Source organism: Pseudoalteromonas sp. Z9A4 (assembly GCF_011378845.1).
GTDB classification, from domain to species: domain Bacteria; phylum Pseudomonadota; class Gammaproteobacteria; order Enterobacterales; family Alteromonadaceae; genus Pseudoalteromonas; species Pseudoalteromonas arctica.
This window is the reverse complement of the sequence record NZ_WTLA01000008.1, coordinates 63,234-85,266: the sequence shown is the minus strand read 5'-3', so window position 1 is coordinate 85,266 and position 22,033 is coordinate 63,234. Positions and strand designations below refer to the sequence as shown.

Genomic DNA, 22,033 nt, shown 5'->3' with positions numbered 1-22,033 from the left:
AAAAAGTTAGTGCTTTTTTAAACAAAAAGCAGCTGGATTATAATCGGTTTTTAAAATGCGGCAATTTATATTTATAAAATATATTAAAGTGATTTAATTTCATGAGGTTACATTGATTAAACTGTTTTTTTAAACTGTTTAATTGCCTTTAAAGGCGACTTTTAATTGAACAACTAAGGCCGGATCCATATTTATATTACAAGCAAAAAATAATGGAGATTGGGCTGTATTTAGATTTAGTAATGGCTCGAGTAGCTCAAGCCTAGGTTCAGTTTTTATTCGATAGCTAAATTGCTTTTTGCTAAGAACAACAAAATCAAGGATATTGTGACGAGTGCTTATGAGTTTATCTATTTTATCGAGGCTATCGATGAGTAATAAATGCTTGTTCTCACTAAAGCCCCTCTCAAGCAAATAGTGATGACTAAAGTTATCACGCAGTACTGCTATTTTATATTTTTTAGCATCATTGAGAGTATTTAACTTTATACCTCTAGATTTTAGACCATAAATGGCTGAATCAAAGCTTTCCAGTTCACCTACCCAGTTAAACTTACTTTCTCTATTAGGTAATCGAACAATTGAAAATATACAGGTATTTTTATCACGTAGCGCTACATTGTAAGATATGGCCCAACTATGCGCCAACATAGTGTATTTTATACCAGTGCCTTCTAGCGCTTTATGAACTTTATCGACAGAACGGCCAACGAGTTTATTATCTTCATTGAGATACTGAAAGTCCGGAAATACTTCCGTTACTATTGTGATTTCAGTTGCATCAACTTTAATACAGCTAATGAACAATAAAAAGATCAATAATTTCATTTAGCAAGGCCTCAACTAACTCATTATAAGTATTTAATAAATATAGCTGAGGCTTTATGAACTGCTAGTTTTTAGTCATGTAATGCACACTTATACGCTGATAGTGCTAGTATTTATAGCTCCTACAGCTTACTTGTTCATCGCACTAATTAAAAAGGCTGAAATTTTAGCGCCTTCTCTAAGTGTCGTTTCAGAGCTTGATTGACCCACTAAAGAGCTGTCGGTAAATGGCGCTATTTCCATCATATCAGCACCCGTAATCGGAAACTCATCCGCAATGGCTGATAAAATATCAAGCGCATGCTGTGGTGTTAAACCATTATGTTCTGGCGTACCTGTGGCAGATGCAAACTCTGCATCAAGCGCATCAATATCAAAGCTTACGTATACTTCATCAACGTTATCAGCTTTTAATTGTGCAATAGCGTCGGCAGCAACCGCTGCTGCGCCGCGCTCAATGATTTCATGTGCCCAATGTTGCTTAACGCCAAAGGTACTTTCCCAGTGCGCTTTAGGCTTGCCACTTGAGCGTATACCAAATTGTATTAAATGATGTGGCGCTGGTAAAAACTCTAAAATATGTGTACACCAAGAGCCAAAACATAAATCTATGCCTAGGCGCTCAACAAGTAAATCTGTATGCGCGTCAAAGTGAATAATAGCAGTACGCTTACCTTGCTCACGTTTTGCTTTTAAGTACGCTTTGGTAAGTGGGTAACTAATTGAGTGATCGCCACCAATACCAAATATCCCTTTATCTTTAAATGTCGCGTAAAAGCTGTCGCATACATCCTCTGTGATTGATAATGGGCTTACGTAGTAGTCGTTATCTTCATTACCGTATAGGGCTTTTTGGCAATTAGAAATGGTTGCATCATTTAGGTATTTATCATGAAGTAAATGTGGGATTACACGTACATCGCCTAAATCAAACGAGTGACACTGCGGTTGCTGATCAATTAAAGCTGAGCGCACAAACAGTGGCCCCCAGTTTGCACCGCGTAAAATACCACCGCCACAGTCTGAGCTAATACCTAACATAACGGCTTTATGTGGAGAATTTGGTAATTCATTTAAAGACTCGCGCCACAAATTATCAACGTTTTCAGTTTGTCCATAAAGTTTATTACGCAGTGCGGCTTTGCGCTCTTTTGCAGTATTTACTGTGTATACGCCATCACCCGGTGCGCACAAACAGTGCTCAACTTTGTTTTTAAATGCTTCAAATTGTGTGCTCATAATAAACTCCTTCGATTTTTATTCTGTACGTAGCTAATTACTTTTGATTAGTTATGCAAAATCACCAAAATCACCAAAAGTGCCTAAACTTCAAATAAATTCCACTTTGCTAAATAAGTCTGTGCCTAATATAAATAAACACGTTATCTTTTACGTGCTTAATACAAATTTAAGCCATTGAATTAATTTAATATTAATGAATATTTGCCATAAACTATTTAATTGTAGTTACGCGCTTGGTTGATACTTATTATGTCTGCTTGAACATGTCAACAGCACAACAAGGCTACTTGTATAAGCACTTGATTGAATATTCATAGTTGATGAATAAATCAAATTAGTTCTTAAAATTATTAAGACTTAATTGGAGGAGTTAAGATAAAACGGACAATCGTCCTGTACTTGATAAACGTTTCTAGCAATGATGCTAGATTGACACAATTTATTATAAAAAGGCTTAGCTATGGAAAAGGTATTTCACTTAGGACTATGTATTGACGATCTTAAAGGTGCAAAACTTGCGATTGTACCGGGCGATCCAGATCGTGCTGCACGCATTTCACAATTCCTAGACAACCCAACCTGCCTTGCTCAAACTCGTGAGTTTCATGTTTACTTAGGTCAACTAAACGGCCATTCGGTGGTTGTTTGTTCTACGGGTATTGGTGGTCCATCTACGTCGATTGCAGTAGAAGAATTAGCACAACTTGGCGTGCGTAAATTTTTACGTATTGGTACAACAGGTGCGATTCAGCCACATATCAACGAAGGCGAAATTTTAATTAGCCAAGCGTCTGTACGTTTAGACGGTGCAAGCCAGCATTTTGCTCCTCTTAGCTACCCTGCTGTGTCTGACTTTTATGCAACACAAGCTATGGTACAAGCATGTAAAAACTTAAATATCGATTTTCATATTGGTATTACTGCATCAAGCGATACATTTTATCCAGGACAAGAGCGTTACGATACGCATTCTGGTTACGTTCCTAAATCACTACAAGGTAGCTGCGAAGAGTGGCAAAAACTGGGCGTGATGAACTACGAAATGGAATCAGCAACATTATTTACTATGTGTGCAGCCCTTGGTTTACAAGCAGCATGTGTAGCAGGCGTACTTGTTAATCGTACTCGCCAAGAAATACCAAATGTTGACCATGGTGAAATTGAGCGTAAATCTGTAGCGGTAGTATTAGAAGCGGCTAAAGTATTACTTGATTAATATAGGTTCTATTAATTAATAAAACAATAAAGCACAGCTCTGGCTGTGCTTTATTGTTTTTGAAAGGTTATTTTAGCTGAGCGCTAATTACTTCTATTGCCGGTAGATTTTTAAAACTTGCAAGTACAGCACGTGCTACACCCGCTTGGTTTTCATGGCCTGCGGTTTCTAAAAGTGTAATACCTTTTACCGTCTGCTCATCAAAGCTAAGCCCTGCAATAAATAATTGGCTAAGTGCACTTTGCAGTGGCGACAAGCTTGGGCTGTACGCTGCGTTTTCTGCGTAACTTCCGTAAAAATCGCCATTTTCAAATGTACTAATTTTTACTGCACTAAAGTTTTTACTATAGGGTACGTATGCGTTTAATGCTGTACTTGCTAGTTTTTCATCTAGTTGAGCATTTGAAAATACTTGCTGGTGAGGCTCTGGATTAAACAAGCTAAACGCGTTACCTAAATCAGTCGGCCCAAACGAGTGCGGCAGTAATTCTGCCAATTTAAAGTGTTGCTCTGGCAATAAAATATCAAACTCTTTCGCATCTGCGAGTTCGTTCATAAACTGGCGGCAGTATCCACACGGTGCATCGCTAATCGCTATTTTAACTATTTTTTTGGCGCCGTTTAACCATGCGTTATTTATTGCTGATTGCTCTGCATGAACCACTAAACTCAATGCTTGATGATCAAACTCTACATTCGCACCAAAGTAAAAGTTTACCTCACCCTTTTCATCAAGTGCTTTAACAATTGCGCCTACATGAAAATCTGACACTGGCGCAACAGCATACTCAGAAGCCAAAGGTACTAAACCTTGTAATAATGCATCATCAGACACATTGAGTTGTGCGCATAACTGCTTAATATTATTAGAATTTAATATGCCACGTTGTGATTTTAATTGACTACGTAATGACGCTGTTTGCGCTACGTTTAATGTGATGTGCGAATTTGTAAGTGCTGTATCTTGCTGTACAGTAAAAGTTGCTGAAGCCATAACATTTTTTAATTATTCAATGGCTAAGTAGTTTAAAAGGTTAAGGTGTTAAATACCAGCCTATTTAACGCAAAAAAAGGGAGCACATCGCGTGCTCCCTTTTAATACCAATAGGTATACCTAACAAAATAACATGTTAGCCGGTATTACGCATACCTGCTGCAATACCTGTCATCGTGATCATTAATGCATTATCAATGTCACCTTCGTTGCGTTTTTCCTCTGAGCGAGCACGGCGTAAAAGCTCAACCTGTAGTAAGTTAAGTGGATCGGTGTACGGGTTACGTAAACTAATCGACTCCTTAATCCAAGGTTGTTCGGCTAATAGGCTTTTTTGCGGGCTAAGTGATTGCACTAAGCTAATGGCTTCTTGAAGCTCTTTACGAAGTGTTACACCCAGTGGTTTGTACATATCTTCCACCAGCGCATTGTCGTAATGCTCACTCAACCAACAATCGGCTTTACTAAATACCATTTCTAGCATTTCTAGGCGCGATCTAAAGAACGGCCACTGTAAGCTCATTTCGTTTAGGGTTTCTGCGCCGTACTTATTAAGCGCAGCTTTTAAGCCTGTTAACGCACCTAGCCATGCAGGAAGCATTAAACGGTTTTGGCTCCACGCAAAAATCCATGGAATAGCACGCAGGCTTTCAACGCCGCCATTAGGGTTACGTTTTGCAGGGCGAGAGCCAAGCGGTAACTTAGACAGTTCAAGCTCAGGTGTTGCCATTCTAAAGTAAGGTACAAAGTTTTCATCATGACGAACTACATTACGGTAATGCTCACATGACTCCTCACTTATTAGCTTCATTACTTCGCGCCACTGCGGTTTTGGCTCCGGTGGCGGTAATAAGTTACTTTGCAGAACTGCGCCTGCGTAAATATTTAAGCTTTGCAGTGCTACATCGGGTAAACCAAATTTAAAGCGAATCATCTCGCCTTGCTCGGTTACACGCAAGCCACCTTTTAATGAACCTGGTGGTTGTGAATGCAGCGCTTGTGCAGCGGGTGCACCACCACGTCCTACTGTACCACCGCGTCCATGGAATAAAACAAGCTCAATACCGCGTGCATCAGCAAGCTGTACTAGTTTATCCATTGCTTCGTACTGCGCCCAACCTGCTGCCATCATGCCGGCATCTTTAGCTGAATCAGAATAACCAATCATTACGTTTTGGGTGTTTTTAATGTGCCCGCGATACCAAACATTATCAAGCAATGTGGTAATTACATCACTGCCTGCGTTTAAATCGTCGAGTGTTTCAAATAACGGTGCTACTGGTAAATCAAAGCTACAGCCGCTTTCTTTTAGCAATAGTTGTACTGCTAAAATGTCTGACGCTGTTCGTGCCATCGAAATAATATACAAACCAAATGTTGCTTCGTCTTGCTTGGCAATTACATCAAAGGTATCAAGTACTTCTTGTACATCTGGGCTTGGTTGCCAATGTTTTGGAATAAGCGGTCTGCGCGAGTTAAGCTCTGCAAGTAAAAATGCTTGTTTGTCTTGCTCTTGCCATTGGTTGTAGTCGCCTAAACCTAAATAACGAGTCAGTTCTGAAAACACATCGCCGTGGCGAGATGAATCTTGGCGCACATCAAGTTTGGCTAAACGCAAACCAAAGCTATTTATACGGTGCAGTAAATCAAGTAATAAGCCATCCGCAACTACTTTCATATTACACTTTAATAACGAGCGATAGCACACTTCAACTGGGTGCTTAAGCTGATTAATATTAGTAATTAAATCTTGTGAATCGCTGCGCTTATTTTTAATTTTAGCACCTAAGTGCGCCACTGTTTCCGCAACCTGATTTTTAAGCTTTTTGATTACTGCTCTATATGGTTCAAACTCTTGCCCTGCAAGCTCAACAAGCTCATCACTGGCATCTGACATAGAGAGTTCAGCGCACAACGTTTTTAAATCTTGAATGTATAAGTTAAGTGCCATCCAACGACCATGATCAAGCACTTCTTTTGTTACCTGCGATGTTACAAATGGATTACCATCACGGTCTCCACCCATCCACGATGTAAACTCAATTGGGCTGTAATCTATTGGTAACTCTAAGCTCAACTGGTCTTTAACATTCGCTGAAAATTCACGTAAAAAGCGCGGAACCGCATGCCACAGGCTATTTTCTATTACTGCATAGCCCCATTTGGCTTCATCAACTGGCGTTGGGCGAGAGCGACGAATATCGTCGGTATGCCAAGCTTGGCTAATCAGTTGTTCAATACGATTTAAAATATTGTCCCGCTCTTGCACTAAGTTATCTTTTCGCTCTAATGACGCTAAGCAATCACTTAGTTCAACGTGTTTGTTAATAATAGTACGGCGCGTAACCTCGGTTGGGTGAGCAGTCAATACTAAGTTTATGTGGAGTTTTGAGAGTGTTTCGGCCAAATGATTACTGTCTAACTGGCCTTGTTCTGCTTTTGTAGCTAACGTTTTTAATGTTTGAGTGAGAGGGTTTTGTTGGCCAAGGCCAACGTCATTAAAACGCGAAACGGTATGAAATTGCTCTGCTACATTAGCAAGGTTTAAAAAATGATTAAATGAACGGGCAACCGGTAAAAGCTCTTCATCACTAAGCGCATGTAAAACATCTATTAGCGCTTGTCTGTCGTCTTCGTTACCACTGCGAGATGATTTTGATAAAGCACGAATTTCTTCCACTTTATCTAAAATCGCTTGACCTTGGGCATCTTTGATTGTTTGTCCTAGTAGTTGCCCTAGTAAATTTACATTACCTCGCAAGGCGGCGTATTGTTCACTCATTTATCAGTCTCCATTTTTTCGTAGGACACTATTAATATCATCATGAAGAGATATTTAATAGATCCATTTGCAATGTCTTGTCGTAAAAAAGTATATATAAAATAATCACAAAGCATTCACATGATCATTTTTTACGATGGTAACTGCCCTCTTTGTAGCACCGAAATGCAGCAACTAAAACACGCTGATAACAAAAACTTAATTACGCTTGAAGATCTTAACGCGAGCGACTTCAGTGAGCGCTACCCGTATATTGATAAAGACAAAGCAATGAACTACCTGCAAGCTCAAAAGCAATCAGGTGAAATGATTTATGGACTTGATGTAACTTACGAAGCATGGAAAATAGTGGGTAAACACAGCTGGTTGAAAATTTTTCGCTTGCCAATAATTCGCTTTTTCGCTGACTGCGGATACCTATTATTTGCTAAGTATCGGCACCCCATCAGTCGCTTTTTAATGCCAAATACTCAGTGCAGTAACGGCCAATGTGGACTAAAAGCAAAAGGTGATAAATGAAAACTATTGTTTTATTCGGCGCAAGCAGTGCCATAGCAAATGCATATATAGAACATCTACAAATAAACACGCCTACTCATCAGATCGTTTGTATTAGTTCAAAAAGTATTGAATCTGGCTCAAGTGTTGTCCACCTGCATACTGACTACACAAAACAAAGTTTAGCGCGCGTTACTAATTACCTAAAAGAGCAAAATGCCGATATACAACAAGTTATTATATTCAATGGTACACTGCACAACGAAACCCATATGCCTGAAAAAAAGATGGAGGATTTAGACGCTGAGTATTTTAGCCAACTTCTAAATTCAAACACCCTAACTCCCCTACTTTGCTTGCAGAGTATTTTGCCGCTGTTAACCCACAAAACGCAGTGTACTATTACTGCATTAAGTGCGCGCGTAGGCAGCATAAACGACAATAAATTAGGTGGTTGGTATACTTACCGCGCATCTAAAGCGGCGCTTAACATGCTATTTAAAACCGCTGCTATAGAGCTTGCTCGTCGTGCTAAAAATACCAAACTCATTCTGTTTCACCCTGGCACTACCGATACAGCACTTTCAAAGCCCTTTCAAAAGAATGTACCTGAAGGTAAATTATTTACCCCTGAATTTGTAGCCAAGCAACTATTTGAATTAACAAACAATAACCCTGATTTAAAACTAAACGGTGAGCCTGCTTATTTAGACTGGCAAGGCTCTACAATACCGTGGTAAGGACTTTTAATGCATTTTACTAAAGCGCGTATAGACGCACTTGAAAAACATACCCGTACACATTTAATTAATTCTCTTTCGGGTTTTAAAAGCGCTAATTTAATTGGCACGCAAGACTTACTCGGCAATACCAACTTGTCGATTGTAAGCTCGGTTATTCACCTTGGGGCTAACCCACCTTTGGTCGCCATGATTATGCGCCCTCATAGTGTGCCGCGTCATACGTTTGAAAACATTTTACAAACGGGCACTTACACCATTAATCAAGTGAATAAGTCAATTTACAAACAAGCTCATCAAACTTCAGCTCGTTACGATAAAGACGAGTCTGAGTTTGATGCTACAGGCTTAACACCTGAATACTTAAACGACTTTGCAGCGCCTTTTGTAAAAGAAAGCCGCTTAAAGTACTCGGTAAAATTTATAGAAAACCAACATTTAGCCATCAATGGGACTGAGCTCGTTATTGGCGAAATTATGGATGTTTTTGTTGATAAAGCCGCGCTGCAAAGCGATGGTTTCCTAGATTTACAAGCAATAGAAACAGTCGCAGTAACCGGGCTTGATAGCTACCACACAAGCAATAAACTCACGCGTTTACCTTACGCTAAAAAATAATATGACCATTTAAGAGGCTATAAACTATTAGCCTCTTATCGCATAACATTGAATTTTACCTTGGTATTAATCACACTAGCTAAAAATCCAAGGAGAAAAATATGACTACCATCGGTATTGGTACACAATCAAGCGAGCAAGCGTTGGCAAGCCTAAGTAATATGACGCAAACGCTAACCCCTATTGCAGCTGACGAACATTTAGAGCGCATAGCCAAAGCGCAAGCTTATATGCTTGCAAACAACATAGATGCAATTTATTTAAACGCTGGCACCAACCTAACCTACTTTACAGGTATGAAATGGTACGCGAGCGAGCGCATGGTTGGCGCAATATTACCGGCCCTTGGTGAAGTACAATACATTGCGCCTTATTTCGAAATTGGTTCACTAAACGGGTTTAAAGTAATAGAGGGGCCTATTCATGGGTGGCAAGAACACGAAAATCCTTATGCACTTTTTGTCGAAGTACTAAAAAAGTTAAATATTAATGAAAACGCAACCATTGGCATTGATGAAAGCGCACAATTTTTTATATTCGACGGCATTAATAAAGCGCAAACGGGTTTAACACTCATAAACGCACAACCTGTAACGGCGCATTGCCGTATGCATAAATCAGTTCATGAGCTTAGCTTAATGCAGCGCGCGATGGATATGACATTAGCCGTGCATCAAGCCACAGCAAGCATGCTTTATGAGGGAATAACCACCACCGAAGTAGAAGCCTTTATTAAACAAGCCCACCAAAAGGTAGGCGCGCCAGGTAACTATTTTTGTATTGTGTTGTTTGGTGTTGCAACGTCTTTTCCGCACGGTGTTAAAGACGCGCAAGTGCTTAAAAAAGGCGATATGGTATTAATAGATACCGGCTGTAAAGTACACGACTACCTATCAGATATAACCCGTACCTATGTATTTGGCGAACCAACAATGCGCCAACGGATGTTTTGGGATCATGAAAAAGCAGCGCAAATGGCTGCGTTTAATGCAGCTAAAATCGGTGCCACCTGCGAAGACGTAGATGCGGGCGCCCGTAACTATTTAGCGGCGCAAGGCCTAGGTCCGCAGTACCAAACACCGGGTTGCCCGCATCGAACTGGCCACGGCATTGGGCTAGACATTCACGAATGGCCATACTTAGTTGGCGGTGATAAAACCCCACTTGCCCCAGGCATGTGCTTTAGTAACGAGCCAATGTTAGTTATACCGGATGAATTTGGCGTACGTTTAGAAGATCATTTTTACATGACCGACAACGGCCCTCATTGGTTTACACAACCAAGTTATAGCATTGACGACCCATTTGGGCTTAACGCCTAAAGATTAGTACCTTCTAAAAGAGCAGCTGTATAGCTGCTCTTTTTAGTTTGGTATTGATAAAGCTAAATTAATCCCAATATCCTTTTTTATACTTAGTTATAAGCAATCCTCAAAAGGATAAATATGAAAAACTTTAAAATTGATATCGTTTCAGACGTAATGTGCCCTTGGTGTGTAGTGGGTTATAAAAACCTAGAAACTGCACTAGAGCAACTCAAAGACGAAATGAGCGCAGATATTACGTGGCATCCTTTTGAACTAAATCCAGATATGCCAATTGAAGGTCAAGACTTAAACGAACACTTAATGCAAAAGTACAACCTAAGTGAAGAACAAGGCGACGAAAATCGTAAAAACATGTTCGAAGCCGGTCAGCGTGCTGGGTTTACCTTTAATTTTGATGGCAAACGCATCATGATCAACAGCTTTGATTTGCATCGTTTATTAATGTGGGCACGTGAAGAAGGTAAGCAAACCGAGTTAAAACTCGCCTTTTTTGAAGCGCACTTCACAGATTTAAAATACTTAAATCAAGAAGAAGCGTTGCTCGACGTTGTTGAAAAAGTGGGTCTTGATAAAGAAACTGCACGCGGTATCCTACATTCAGACAAATACGTACAAGACGTACGCCAAGAGCAGGACAACTTTAAACAGATGGGTATCACTTCAGTACCTACGTTTATCATAAACGATAAATATGCGCTTACTGGCGGACAACCAAGCGACTCATTCATTCAAGCACTAAAACAAATTAGTGAAGAAGAAGCCAAGAAAGACGCTTGCGAGTAAAATTGTTGTTTAACACTTCAAAAGGCTGCACATTGCAGCCTTTTCTATTGCGTATAGGCAAGCGAACAATAATCAACTTACTATAAACTTATTTGATATTTTATCGACAACATACAGCACTGAATGCGTGTGATTATTCGTAACATCACAAGCGACTTATCTCTAACACAGCCTCTAAGATTCTCGTAAATGAACTTCACTTTATAAAAATTAGGATGGGTATCTGTAGTTCTCAACTAATTTCAGCTGAAGGGCAGAACGCTCAGGCAACGCTATTTTCGTCTGCGTAAAAATTTAAGTTAAACACGTAGGTTGGGTAGAGCGTAGCGAAACCCAACGAATATTCAATATTAGACAACTAACCTGGCAGAGAGGGGAGAAGGTAACCACCACCCTTCAAATATATTTGAAAACGGTGGTCGGATAAGCAAAGCGCCATCCGACACAGTAACTTATTTGAGTTTCGACGCACATAAACAGCTAATTTATATAGCAAGAAAAAGCAAGACAGGCACCTTAATTGAACAAGCAAAGCTATCCCAATTAAGATGGGTATCACGTTAATTTATCCTCTTCAAATATATTTAAAACGTAGGTCGGATAAGCAAAGCGCCATCCGACACAGTAACTTATTTGAGTGTCGACGCACATAAACAGCTAATTTATTTAGCAAAATAAAGACAGACATCTTAATTGAACAAGCAAAACTATCCTAATTAAGGTGGGCAATTAAGATGGGTGTCACGTTAATTTCCTTATTCCAAACCGCATTTTCAACTCCTGTAGGTTCTATATTCTCAGCTTCAAGACGAAAATAATTCCATTGTGAGTCTAACCCAAATGATTCATACGTAAGTTTTTTGGGTTTTAACAGCTCGGCACTATTATCTGAAGTATGAAGAGCTAACATATCTCTTTCACTTGCGATTGATGCACCAGTTAAAGTTTGCCCTCCACCTGTGGGGAAAAACATGTGATTTAAGCTCTTTATTTTTGAGGTTTCAGCTAAAATTGCACAGATTGAATCTATATCTGTCCATGAGGCTTGAGCTGGTACTCCCGCAGGAAAATTAAGCTCCTGCAATTCTAGCCATTCAATTAAGTTTCTAGAATGGAAGTCTTTACTGATTTCAACCCATTCCTTAAATCTCGTTTTAAATTGTTCTGATGTTGGCCTCATTAAAGGGTTGTTATCTGTACATTCAACCAGCAAGTTATCAAGTTTTGTAGTTCTAACATCTGAGCAATATTTTTTAATAGAAAGAATCGAATTAGGGTTATATTGCCCGTCAAACCCTTTCTCTTGTCCAGTCATGAAAATCCAGAGCGTCTTGGCCAAAGAGTAAATATCCGCTGGCATTCCATCGGCCTCACTAGCATGTCGCCTCATCTCTGGTGCCATAGTAAACTTAGCTCCAACATCTCTTTGTTTAGGAGTAATATTTTCTTTCTTAGGATATTTAACTAGACCAAAATCAGAAAAACAAAGCCTTCCCTCATAAAATAAAATATTAGCGGGTTTAATATCTCTATGAGCAATTTTTTTATCATGCAAAAGCTCTAAAGTTTCAATTAAAGCAATAAAGCTTTCCGCAATATCTAAAGTGCTCTTCTTTTGCAATAAATCAGTGCATTCATAGGCTTTGGGCATGGTGAACCAAGGAGTGCTTTCTTCAGAAGTCTCAGGAATATTAGAATCAATTAAAGGAATGACACCATCAATTGAAATAGAAGATAAAATGTGAATTTCAGCTTTGAATCTTTGATAACTTACTTCATCAGGACTAAGTAAGAACTTCATAGCATGGTTATCAACCCCTTCTTGTGATATCTCCCATACATCTCCATTACCACCTTGCCCTAATTTTTTTACTAAAGTCCAACCACCAATTATTTTACCCTTTTTGCGTTTGATATTTTTCTTTCTAACGGCCTTGTTTACTGTCATCCTTTTTCCTAATTTAAAGTTTTATATAATGGTTAACAATAGAGCGTTAATAATATTGCATTTAACAGCAATAATACAAGCTAGCTTTTCTATCAAGACTTTGAAAAAAAATAAAAAAAACCACTCCTGCAAAGCTCGGATAAGCAGAGTGCGAGGCTAATGCTCAATCCCTTTGGCTTCAAAAGCAGCCAAAAATAAAGCCCCTTACGGGGCTTTGAGTTCAAGATATATTAATATTATGGAAGCTCAAAATATTTTCGATGTCTATATATTTTACATAGCTTTTCTTCACAAAACTCTAACTTCAAAGAGTTAAAAAACGATCCGTTAATATAGAAATACCAAGTATTTTGAGAAGAAAAAACTGTGTAGCCAACATCATGAAAAAGTGGTTCAATCATGACATCAAAATCAGTTCTCGTCGCTAGTGTTGTTGCTATTTCATCAGTTACTTTGATTTGAATAAAAATTGATTCATCAGCTTCTTTCAGGTTATTGAGCTTAAGTGGAAGTGATTCGTAAACATCCTTTTTTTTATCTCCAATTTGAAAACCATAGGCCGAGCCAACTGTTACCGATTCATCTATATACGTAAACCATAAATAAAATGGATAAGCTAATAACAAAGAAGCAATTACAAAAGATAGTGATTTAGTTTTCATTTTACTTATCATCCTTAAACTCAACTCTTTCAGATACTGTGCTGCCTGGTTGCATAGTGCCATTATTTACAAATGAAAAGCCACCATCAGCTTTATTAGCTACTGCACCTGCTCCTGAGTTGCTATTAACTCCGCCTTCCTTTTCTGGAACTAGACTATATTCCTGTCCACCTTTTACCGAATCTGCAATTTTCCCAACCGTGGCATCTGGGGCATCAATTTTTCTATATGTTGCTGTAGAACCTTCCCCACTTAAACTTTGCCAAGCTTTTGTATCGGTTAACAAAATTAAGATGACACCCATCCTAATTCTTAGTTCGCCACTCTTCAAATATATTTAAAACGTAGGTCGGATAAGCAAAGCGCCATCCGACACAGTAACTTATTTGAGTGTCGACAAACATAAACAGCTAATTTATTTAGCAAAATAAAGACAGGCACCTTAATTGAACAAGTAAAGCTATCCCAATTAAGATGGGTGTCACGTTAATTCCGTTATTAGGAGCATGACGCATGATAACCATGGCACCATAGCTCGAATATATGTCAGCAACTTTGCTTTTTAACAAGCTTGTGACGCATCATTACTGTGATATGAGATACATGATAATAAAATAAAGGCATCAATTTTGATGTTTATACATTAGCTCGTCTTGACTTCAGGGGAGCGTCCATATATGTCACGTTAATTTTTCATCAATACAGTGAGATTAAGTTACTGTATTTATTTATAAAACTGGGTAGTCTGTATACCCTTTATGATCACCACCATAAAAAGTACTCATATCTAACTCATTAAACTCAACATTTAACTTAAATCGTTGCGGTAAATCAGGGTTAGCAATAAATAAGCGCCCATAGGTAATGGCTGTTGCTTTATTTGATAATATACGTTCAGCTCCGGATTCTGCTGTATAATTTCCATTAGCAATATAAGGCCCAGTCCAAAATGTACGTATTTCATCTAAAATGGCTCTTTTATCCTCACTCAGTTGAGTAAAAGGCATTTCTTCATTTATTTCTAAAAATGCAAGGCCATGCTGATTAAGCTGTGATACAACATATTTAAAAGTACCTGCAATATCACCTTCACCTACATTGTTATAATTACTCACTGGAGATAATTTAACACCCACTCTATCTGCTCCCCAAATATCGATAGCATCTTGAGCAATCTCTTTAAGAAAACGGTAACGGTTTTCTAATGTTCCTCCGTATTGATCATTGCGTTGATTTGTACTTTCTTGAAGGAATGTATCAATAATAAAGCCACCAGCAGCATGTATTTCAACACCATCAAACCCTGCTTCAAGTGCATATTTACTTGCTTGAGCAAAGTCTTGTCGTAACTCTGCAATCTCTTCTAACGTTATTTCTCTTGGTGGTGTTGGCATTGCCATACCATTGACAACCATAGTTTCTTGATTACTTGGAACAGCTGAAGGGGCAACAACATCACGTCCTTCTGGCATTAAAGATTCATGAGAAGCTCGGCCTGAATGCCAAAGCTGTAAAAAAATAACACCACCCTCAGCATGAACCGCGTCAGTTGTTTTTTTCCATGAAGCCACTTGATCCGCAGTATAAATACCTGGGCAATTAATACCACCTGACCAATTATTAATGCGAGTTGATTCGGCAATAATCAACCCAGCACTTGCGCGCTGACGATAATATTCAGCAGTAATTTCTGGGTTAATACCTTCATGATCAGCCCTGTAACGGCTCATTGGTGCCATGAAAATACGATTTTTAACGGTATAGCGACCTATTTGAGTCGGTTCGAAAAGTACAGACATAAGAATTCTCTTTATTATGGTAAAAGGTTATAGGGCTTGGTCGGGGTGAAGAAAAATAACTTCTCGGATAACTTGCCAACGTCCATTTTCATATACAAAATCTATACTTAAATCTAGCATCATATCCTTTCCCGCTAAATTATTTTTACGCGATAACACGACTAAACCTGTTTCAGGGTTAGCTTCAACATGATGAAATTTTGCCCATGTGTTCATCGGTGCTCCGTTATTTTTATTTGCTTCAATCATCGCTTTAAATGCGACTTTATCTGCTTTATGAACTTGGCCACTCGGATCAATCATAACCACTTGCATGTTATCGTGGTAAATCAAATTAAGTGCATCAATATCATGATTACTTGCGCTTTTAATTAGGCTATCGATAGCTTCTTTAACTGCCACTTTATAAGGATTTTTAGTTGTCATTAGTCTTTCCTAAAAGTAATAAATTAATTATACGAGCCGTTAATTGGGAATTTATCAGTCATGTTACGATAATATTTTAGCCCCATTAGCATAGAAGCAATGGGTGGACGAGCGAACGGTACATTTGACACATCGACCATTTGTAAACAACCTTCTTCGTTGATTACAAAAAGTCCGGGTTCTGCAAAAGCTCGTTCGACATTCATACCATTACGAGGTCCAGAAATATAAAGGCCAAGCTGTTTCATTTGCTCAATAGTTAAATCGTAACCAACCTCAAAGTTTGGATTCACTTCTGACATTTGAATGGCCGTCCGCTCAGCCGAATCAGCAGAAATCGCAATAACGTCAACACCAAGTAAATTAAATTCAGGCAAGGCTTGTTTAAGTTCTTGCAGGTATCTAGTACATAAAGGGCAATGTTTACCCCGATATACAATAATCATTTTCCAATCAAATCCATCTACTGGCGTCGCTATATTTAAAGTTCCACCACCATATTTACTGATGCTAATGTTTGGAAATACTTGCCCAGCTTGAAGTACTGATACGGTCATTTGTTTGCCTCTATTAATTATGTATCGAACGATATATAATAATAGTAAGATCTTAAACTATAAGTCAAGAGATATATATTGAACGATACAAAAAGAATTGGCCGACCTCGAACATTTAATACTGATGAAGCTTTATTGGCTGCTATGAATGTTTTCTGGAAGAAGGGCTACGATGGAGCATCACTAAAAGATCTTACTCTGGCGATGGGAATCAGTGGCCCTAGCATGTATGCGGCATTTGGTGATAAGCGAGAACTGTATTTAAAAACTATTGACCTCTATTCGAATGTTGATGGATGTGCACCTATTATTTCTTTTGAAGCAGAGCCTGATATAGAGAAGGCAGTGATAGGCTTTTTAGAAGCCGTTATTGATTACGCTACAATTCAGAGTGAAGGTACTAACGGTTGTTTTTTAGCTTCATGTGTATCAACTAGTGTTGGAGAAGTTGAAGGTGTAAAAGAACGTATGGTCAATGCAATTAATGAAACTGACTCTAGACTTGCTGCTCGTTTTGATGCTGAAAAAGAAAAAGGCAGGTTACCAGAAAACTTCCCATCAAAAGAAAGAGCACGACTCATGTTTGACATGCGTCAAGGGTACGTATTTAGAGGAAGGACAGGTGCTTCGGCTCAAACATTAAAGGAAGATTTAGTACATCGTGCAAAAATGATTGTATCGAAATAAATTTAAAGGGTAGTAGTCAATTTAAGTAATCGATTTCCTGCCAGCCTGCTTTTTTGATTGAAAATCGACATCGCATAAGTTGGCCAGGGCAATCGCATTAAAATATTTGTAGCACTTTTAGCAACAAAATTAAGATGACACCCATCCTAATTATTAGTTCGTCAAAGTGTAAAGTTTAGGATAGATGATGAGATTGACGCTTGCTAAGACGCGTCAATTGCCAAACTGCTTTAGCAAATTAAGTACGATAAAGTACTTTAATTACATGCCAGCCAAATTTAGTTTTAACTAAGCGAAATTAAGATGAAAGGAAATTAAGATGACACCCATCCTAATTCTTAGTTCGTCAAAATATAAAATTTAGGATAGGTGATGAGATGGACACTCCCAGATTAAAATTAAGATGACACCCATCCTAATTCTTAGTTCTTCAAAATATAAAATTTAGGATAGGTGATGAGATGGACGCTCCCCAATACAGCGTCAATTGCCAAACTGCTTAAGTACGATAAAGTACTTTAATTACATGCCAGCCGAATTTTGTTTTAACTAGGTGGGGCTCTAAAATTGCGCCTTTAAATGCAATTTTGTCAAACTGTGGAACCATTTGGCCGCGTCCAAATTCACCTAAGTCTCCGCCTTTTTTGCCCGATGGGCATGACGAATACTTTTTAGCTAAGGTTTGAAACTTTGCACCTTTACCTAATTGCTTAATAATATCTTCTGCAATCTCTTTGTGCTTAACCAAAATGTGAAGTGCATGTGCTGTGTTTGCCATGAAAAAAGCCTTTTATACCGTTAGCTAAAATTAAACGCGGCGATTTTAACACAACCTCATAAACCTAGCATCTACTTATACAGCAGTGTATTAACGCCTAATTTATAAATAATGTTTAGCATCATCAGGGTTGGGAATTCTGCAGTACTGATATTTTCCAAATAAGGTATAGCGGTTTAAAGCAACCCTATCGTATAACCAATTATTAAACCTATTTGGCAAAACACTAAATACGTTTGCTAGCTTGTATGGGTAACCTAGTTGCTTAACAACGTTAAAAAAAGCATGACTTTGTGTAAATGCTTTGCCATCTTCAACAAACACCATTGAGGCATATTCAGTTGTTGAAAAACCAAAGTGTGTTAACAACAATTCCCCTTTTGGAGATTGCACACTGCATAATTTAAAAATGGTATTTGTATCGTGAGTAATAATAAAATTACACCACGCGCTGCATAGCTTACATTGCGCGTCGAATAATATAATTTTTTGATTAAGCATTAATTTAGCTGCATCATCGCTCATAACACTTTCCTTAAATTAAGTACTTTACTGTTGCACCGGCTTTTTTTGTAATTTACGCTGTAACGTGCGCCTGTGCATATTAAGTTGCCGCGCGGTAACCGACACATTGCCATTATTACTATGTAATACTTGTTGAATATGCTCCCACTCTAAGCGCTCCGGCGACATAACTGCATCATCAATAACATTCGATACCGATGCCACAGGCTCGGTGTTAAGCGCTTTTAATAATGTTGCCATATCAACCGGCTTTGTAAGGTAGTCGGTTGCGCCTAAACGCATTGCCTCTACTGCGGTTGCTATACTTGCGAACCCAGTTAGTAAAACAATATGTGCTTGTGCAAGTAAACTACGCAGCGGCTTTATGAGTGCAAGTCCGTTATCGTCGCCTAGTTTCATGTCTAATAAAACAAAGTCGGGCAATAGTTTGCGCGCAACAAGTAACGCATCGCTTTGGTTATGCGCCACCTCGCAGGTAAAGCCTTGTTTAGTTAAGCGCCTTGCCAGTGTGCTGGCTAAATTAATGTCGTCTTCAATTATAAGTAACTTCATGAGGCGTTATTCTCAGTGTTTACAATAGCGAGTTTAACTTTGGCGACAGCGCCGCCATCTGCATGGTTAAACAAGGTAAGTGAGCCATTTAAACGCTCAAAAGTAACGTTTGATAAAAGCACAGCAAGCCCCATTCCTTGATCGCTTGGCATAAGCTGACCACCCAGCTCTGCTAATTGCGATGATGAAAAGCCAGGGCCAAAATCGCGAATTAACAAGTAAACGCATTCACTATGTAAGTTATCTTGCTGCCAACTCAGCTCTAATTGAGTTTGACCTTGTTTTTGATTAGCGAGCGCGGCGTTTTGCAATAAATTTAAAATAGCAGGCAATAACATCGCATCACTCAATAGCGTTGCCGCAATAGGTGGCGTAATCCATTTAATGTGCTGATCAGGGTATTGCAGTAAAAGTGTGTCTGTAATTTGTGTTTGCAGTTGCTTTACTGTTACATGTTCTTGCGAATTTTTAAGGCGTAATTGCCTTGAGAGTTTTCTAAAGTCGTTAAGCTGTGTACTGCACTGAGTAAGCGGCGCTTGCATGTGCTTAACAATAGGGTTGTTTGGTTGATCTTCTAATAACTCTTCAAACAATAGCTGTAAATTTGCTATAGGGGTCGCAAGTTGATGGGTTATTTGCGCAGCAGCGCCATCAAGGGTAACAAGCTGTTCGTTACGTAATTGTTTTTCACGCACGTTTGCAATAATACGCTCTCGCTCTTTAAGTGCCCTGTTCATTGCGCCAATAACAAGTGCAATTACACTAGCACTTAAAACAAAATTAACCCACATGCCAATAAAGTGACCACTCATATTCATTTGATGCATACTGTGATCGGGCATCTTAATCAGTAGCAAACTGTATGCGGCAATGGCTAATACTGCAATATAAGCCAATCCTTTTTCTCGCAGCGTAACAGCAGCTATCATTATTGGGAGCAATAACAGTGATACAAATGCATTGGTTGCACCGCCGCTTAGCGAAAGCAAAACCGTTAAAAATAATACATCTGCAGTTAGCTGCATCAACATACCCAAAGGTTTAGCGCGGCTTACATTACGATAAGCAAACAGGCTAATAAGCTGAAAAACAGCCTCAACGGCAATAACAATCAGTAAAGGCAGTAATGCAATTTGATATTCTAGTAAAAAATAAACGCTAAGCACAGCAATTAATTGCACGGCAATTGCGCCGCTTCGCAGCATTAATAGTCGACTAATAGTGGGGTCGGTACGCATTAACAAAAGGTAATTGCCTAATCAAATGTTTAATAAGGTTATTTTAACGGGTATATGGTTTTTAATCATCATCCATCGAAATTGAAAACGGTGCACAAGGCGTTCCTTGGTGAAACACCATTTGCCATTGCTCGCCTTGTTTACGCCAAAGCGACATACGTAACGAGTAATTAAACTCCGCCCGAGCAGAGCGCCTATAAGCAGCTTGATAACTAAGTTGCACTACATCATCGCTCAGCATTCGGCCCTTAAAATGCTGATTATAAAACTGTGGCACAACCTCGGTAGGTAAGCGGGTAAGTACTTGGTATTTATTAAATGTAGTGCCGTTGGCAGCAATTTCGATAAATTCATCATCGAGTAAAGCATCTAATGCGCGCTCAGATTGGCGAACTTCTGGGTCTAGTAACTGGCGCTCAGCGTCAATCAAATGATTAAACAACGACACTTTTATTTTGCTGCTCATAACCTTCCCTATTGTTTATAAACTTGCCCGGCTTTCATAACAAATTGCACGTTTTAAGTACGTCGATATTTTTAAGCGGTGAGCCATTCACACTGATAATATCTGCTTGTTTACCAACACTCAAGTCGCCAATGAGTGCGCTTTGCCCCAGCAGTTTAGCTGCATGTATAGTTGCTGATTTAATAGCTTGGGCTTCGCTCATTCCATTGTTTACCATTAAACTAAATTCGTTAGCATTGAGCCCATGACGCGACACCCCAGAGTCTGTTCCAAAAGCTATATTAACCTCATTTTTCAGTGCAAGTTTGAACGAAGCCTGCATTTCTGGTGTTACCTCTCGCACTTTATCAGCTATTGCCGGTGGCATATTTGGATTTGTTAGCACCTCTTCACTTACCGTTGCACCCGCTAAAAGCGTCGGAACTAAATAAGCTCCCGTTTTTTTAAATAACTTTATTGCCTCTTTATCTAAATAAGAGCCATGCTCAATAGAATCTACACCGGCTTTTAAGGCCGCTTTTATACCTTGTGTACCGTGTGCATGCGCTGTAACTTTACGCCCTAAGTGGTGAGCCGTATCAACAATTGCAATCAGCTCTGCATCTGTAAGTTGTTGGTTAACACCTGCTGCGGTATTACTTAGTACTCCACCCGTGGCAGTAATTTTAATTACATCAGCACCGCTTTTTATTACCTCACGTACCGCACGGCTACAATCATCAGCGCCATTACATATACCAATCCCGCCTGTAACTGCATCTGTAATATCTTTTCGATAACCGTGCATATCTGCGTGCCCACCGGTAGGCGATATTGTATTACCCGCTGCAAAAATGCGAGGGCCGTTAATATCATTTCGCTCAATAGCACGTTTTAGCGGAAATATAACTTTGTGATCGCTACCTAAATCTCGCACTGATGTAAAACCCGCATCGAGCGTACGTTGTAAATATTTAATTGAGCGCAAAGCATAATCGGCATCATATTCTGTTGCCCAGCGGTGAGGGTTTGCTTTAGCATCTCGCTCAAACGTAACGTGAACATGCATATCAATAAGACCAGGCATTACAAATTGATTTTTAAGATTTATAATATCGGCATCAGGTAGGTTAAGTTCTGCTTTTGTGAGGTAGCCGTTTTTAATGGCTGTTATTGTATTATCTGTTATGACTAACGTTTGCTCTTTTTTTACTTTTTGATCCTCGGATGCAAGTAAACTGCCCGCATAAATAATTTTATGCTGTTGAGCAAAAGCCCCATTTGCTATTAATGCCAGCGTTATTGCAGTGAATGTTGTTATTAGTGTTGTTTTCATACTTGCTCCTTTTTTATACTAGCATTACCTTAAATAACCTGTAATTGCGAA

22 protein-coding genes and 1 pseudogene are annotated in these 22,033 nt (G+C 39.0%); 7 read left to right on the top strand and 16 right to left on the bottom strand.

Features of this window, described 5'->3' with window-relative positions; genetic code table 11:
- Positions 1 to 138 precede the first annotated feature (138 nt).
- Both GQR54_RS08445 and GQR54_RS08440 read right to left on the bottom strand, forming a co-directional pair.
- Positions 139 to 828 carry an amino acid ABC transporter substrate-binding protein gene (locus GQR54_RS08445; protein ID WP_166377144.1) on the bottom strand — a complete coding sequence of 230 codons (690 nt, stop codon included), beginning with the start codon at positions 826 to 828 and terminating at the stop codon, positions 139 to 141.
- Between the two features lie 129 nt (positions 829 to 957).
- Positions 958 to 2,067 carry an arginase family protein gene (locus GQR54_RS08440; protein WP_007582386.1) on the bottom strand — a complete coding sequence of 370 codons (1,110 nt, stop codon included), beginning with the start codon at positions 2,065 to 2,067 and terminating at the stop codon, positions 958 to 960.
- Between the two features lie 463 nt (positions 2,068 to 2,530).
- On the opposite strand from GQR54_RS08440, the gene udp reads away from it, so the two are divergent.
- Positions 2,531 to 3,286 (top strand): uridine phosphorylase, encoded by a 756-nt coding sequence (gene udp / locus GQR54_RS08435; RefSeq protein ID WP_007582384.1) that lies wholly within the window; start codon positions 2,531 to 2,533, stop codon positions 3,284 to 3,286.
- Between the two features lie 67 nt (positions 3,287 to 3,353).
- Here udp and cdd read toward each other — a convergent pair whose 3' ends face one another.
- Both cdd and ppc read right to left on the bottom strand, forming a co-directional pair.
- Entirely contained in the window at positions 3,354 to 4,280 is a 927-nt protein-coding gene (cdd, locus tag GQR54_RS08430) for a cytidine deaminase (RefSeq protein ID WP_166377143.1), read from the bottom strand.
- Between the two features lie 136 nt (positions 4,281 to 4,416).
- Entirely contained in the window at positions 4,417 to 7,062 is a 2,646-nt protein-coding gene (gene ppc / locus GQR54_RS08425; RefSeq protein ID WP_007582382.1) for a phosphoenolpyruvate carboxylase, read from the bottom strand.
- Between the two features lie 120 nt (positions 7,063 to 7,182).
- On the opposite strand from ppc, the gene GQR54_RS08420 reads away from it, so the two are divergent.
- The 5 genes from GQR54_RS08420 to GQR54_RS08400 all read left to right on the top strand — a co-directional run bounded on the left by GQR54_RS08420 (position 7,183) and on the right by GQR54_RS08400 (position 11,029).
- Positions 7,183 to 7,581: a DUF393 domain-containing protein gene (locus tag GQR54_RS08420; RefSeq protein WP_010553974.1), complete on the top strand. Its 399-nt coding sequence runs from the start codon at positions 7,183 to 7,185 to the stop codon at positions 7,579 to 7,581.
- Positions 7,578 to 8,300, top strand: coding sequence for an SDR family NAD(P)-dependent oxidoreductase (locus tag GQR54_RS08415; protein WP_101163585.1), 723 nt, complete (start codon positions 7,578 to 7,580; stop codon positions 8,298 to 8,300). Before GQR54_RS08420 ends, GQR54_RS08415 begins: the two co-directional genes overlap by 4 nt.
- 9 nt (positions 8,301 to 8,309) lie before the next feature.
- On the top strand, positions 8,310 to 8,918 hold the full coding sequence (locus GQR54_RS08410; RefSeq protein ID WP_010553976.1) for a flavin reductase: 609 nt from the start codon (positions 8,310 to 8,312) through the stop codon (positions 8,916 to 8,918).
- Positions 8,919 to 9,019: 101 nt separating this feature from the next.
- Complete coding sequence (locus GQR54_RS08405; protein WP_166377142.1) at positions 9,020 to 10,240, top strand: Xaa-Pro peptidase family protein; 1,221 nt, start codon at positions 9,020 to 9,022, stop codon at positions 10,238 to 10,240.
- 123 nt (positions 10,241 to 10,363) lie between these two features.
- Positions 10,364 to 11,029 (top strand): DsbA family oxidoreductase, encoded by a 666-nt coding sequence (locus tag GQR54_RS08400; protein WP_166377141.1) that lies wholly within the window; start codon positions 10,364 to 10,366, stop codon positions 11,027 to 11,029.
- Between the two features lie 712 nt (positions 11,030 to 11,741).
- Here the strand turns inward: GQR54_RS08400 and GQR54_RS08395 are convergent.
- The 6 genes from GQR54_RS08395 to GQR54_RS08370 form a co-directional block, all read right to left on the bottom strand.
- Positions 11,742 to 12,977, bottom strand: coding sequence for a protein kinase (locus GQR54_RS08395; RefSeq protein WP_166377140.1), 1,236 nt, complete (start codon positions 12,975 to 12,977; stop codon positions 11,742 to 11,744).
- A 236-nt stretch (positions 12,978 to 13,213) separates the two neighbouring features.
- Complete coding sequence (locus GQR54_RS08390; RefSeq protein WP_166377139.1) at positions 13,214 to 13,639, bottom strand: hypothetical protein; 426 nt, start codon at positions 13,637 to 13,639, stop codon at positions 13,214 to 13,216.
- A gap of 1 nt (position 13,640) precedes the next feature.
- On the bottom strand, positions 13,641 to 13,943 hold the full coding sequence (locus tag GQR54_RS08385; protein ID WP_166377138.1) for a hypothetical protein: 303 nt from the start codon (positions 13,941 to 13,943) through the stop codon (positions 13,641 to 13,643).
- Between the two features lie 424 nt (positions 13,944 to 14,367).
- Positions 14,368 to 15,438 (bottom strand): alkene reductase, encoded by a 1,071-nt coding sequence (locus tag GQR54_RS08380; RefSeq protein ID WP_166377137.1) that lies wholly within the window; start codon positions 15,436 to 15,438, stop codon positions 14,368 to 14,370.
- A gap of 27 nt (positions 15,439 to 15,465) precedes the next feature.
- Positions 15,466 to 15,864: a nuclear transport factor 2 family protein gene (locus GQR54_RS08375; RefSeq protein ID WP_166377136.1), complete on the bottom strand. Its 399-nt coding sequence runs from the start codon at positions 15,862 to 15,864 to the stop codon at positions 15,466 to 15,468.
- Positions 15,865 to 15,887: 23 nt separating this feature from the next.
- Entirely contained in the window at positions 15,888 to 16,421 is a 534-nt protein-coding gene (locus GQR54_RS08370; RefSeq protein WP_166377135.1) for a peroxiredoxin-like family protein, read from the bottom strand.
- Between the two features lie 78 nt (positions 16,422 to 16,499).
- Between GQR54_RS08370 and GQR54_RS08365 the strand changes: the two genes are divergently transcribed.
- Positions 16,500 to 17,108: a TetR/AcrR family transcriptional regulator gene (locus GQR54_RS08365; protein ID WP_231609358.1), complete on the top strand. Its 609-nt coding sequence runs from the start codon at positions 16,500 to 16,502 to the stop codon at positions 17,106 to 17,108.
- 499 nt (positions 17,109 to 17,607) lie between these two features.
- Here the strand turns inward: GQR54_RS08365 and GQR54_RS08360 are convergent, their stop codons facing one another.
- The 6 genes and pseudogenes from GQR54_RS08360 to GQR54_RS08335 form a co-directional block, all read right to left on the bottom strand.
- On the bottom strand, positions 17,608 to 17,886 hold the full coding sequence (locus GQR54_RS08360; protein ID WP_008171402.1) for a peptidylprolyl isomerase: 279 nt from the start codon (positions 17,884 to 17,886) through the stop codon (positions 17,608 to 17,610).
- A 102-nt stretch (positions 17,887 to 17,988) separates the two neighbouring features.
- A complete protein-coding gene (locus GQR54_RS08355) occupies positions 17,989 to 18,411 on the bottom strand; it encodes a DCC1-like thiol-disulfide oxidoreductase family protein (RefSeq protein ID WP_166377134.1) in 423 nt (140 codons plus the stop codon).
- A 24-nt stretch (positions 18,412 to 18,435) separates the two neighbouring features.
- The gene (locus GQR54_RS08350) at positions 18,436 to 18,963 is read right to left on the bottom strand and encodes a response regulator (RefSeq protein ID WP_166377133.1); all 528 of its coding nucleotides are present in this window, start codon (positions 18,961 to 18,963) and stop codon (positions 18,436 to 18,438) included.
- Positions 18,960 to 20,201, bottom strand: a complete 1,242-nt coding sequence (locus GQR54_RS08345; RefSeq protein ID WP_206017652.1) for a HAMP domain-containing histidine kinase — start codon at positions 20,199 to 20,201, stop codon at positions 18,960 to 18,962. The genes GQR54_RS08350 and GQR54_RS08345 overlap by 4 nt, the downstream gene beginning before the upstream one ends.
- A gap of 61 nt (positions 20,202 to 20,262) precedes the next feature.
- Positions 20,263 to 20,667: a DUF4440 domain-containing protein gene (locus tag GQR54_RS08340; RefSeq protein ID WP_149593101.1), complete on the bottom strand. Its 405-nt coding sequence runs from the start codon at positions 20,665 to 20,667 to the stop codon at positions 20,263 to 20,265.
- Between the two features lie 8 nt (positions 20,668 to 20,675).
- Positions 20,676 to 21,982, bottom strand: a pseudogene (locus GQR54_RS08335) (amidohydrolase family protein).
- Positions 21,983 to 22,033: the final 51 nt, after the last annotated feature.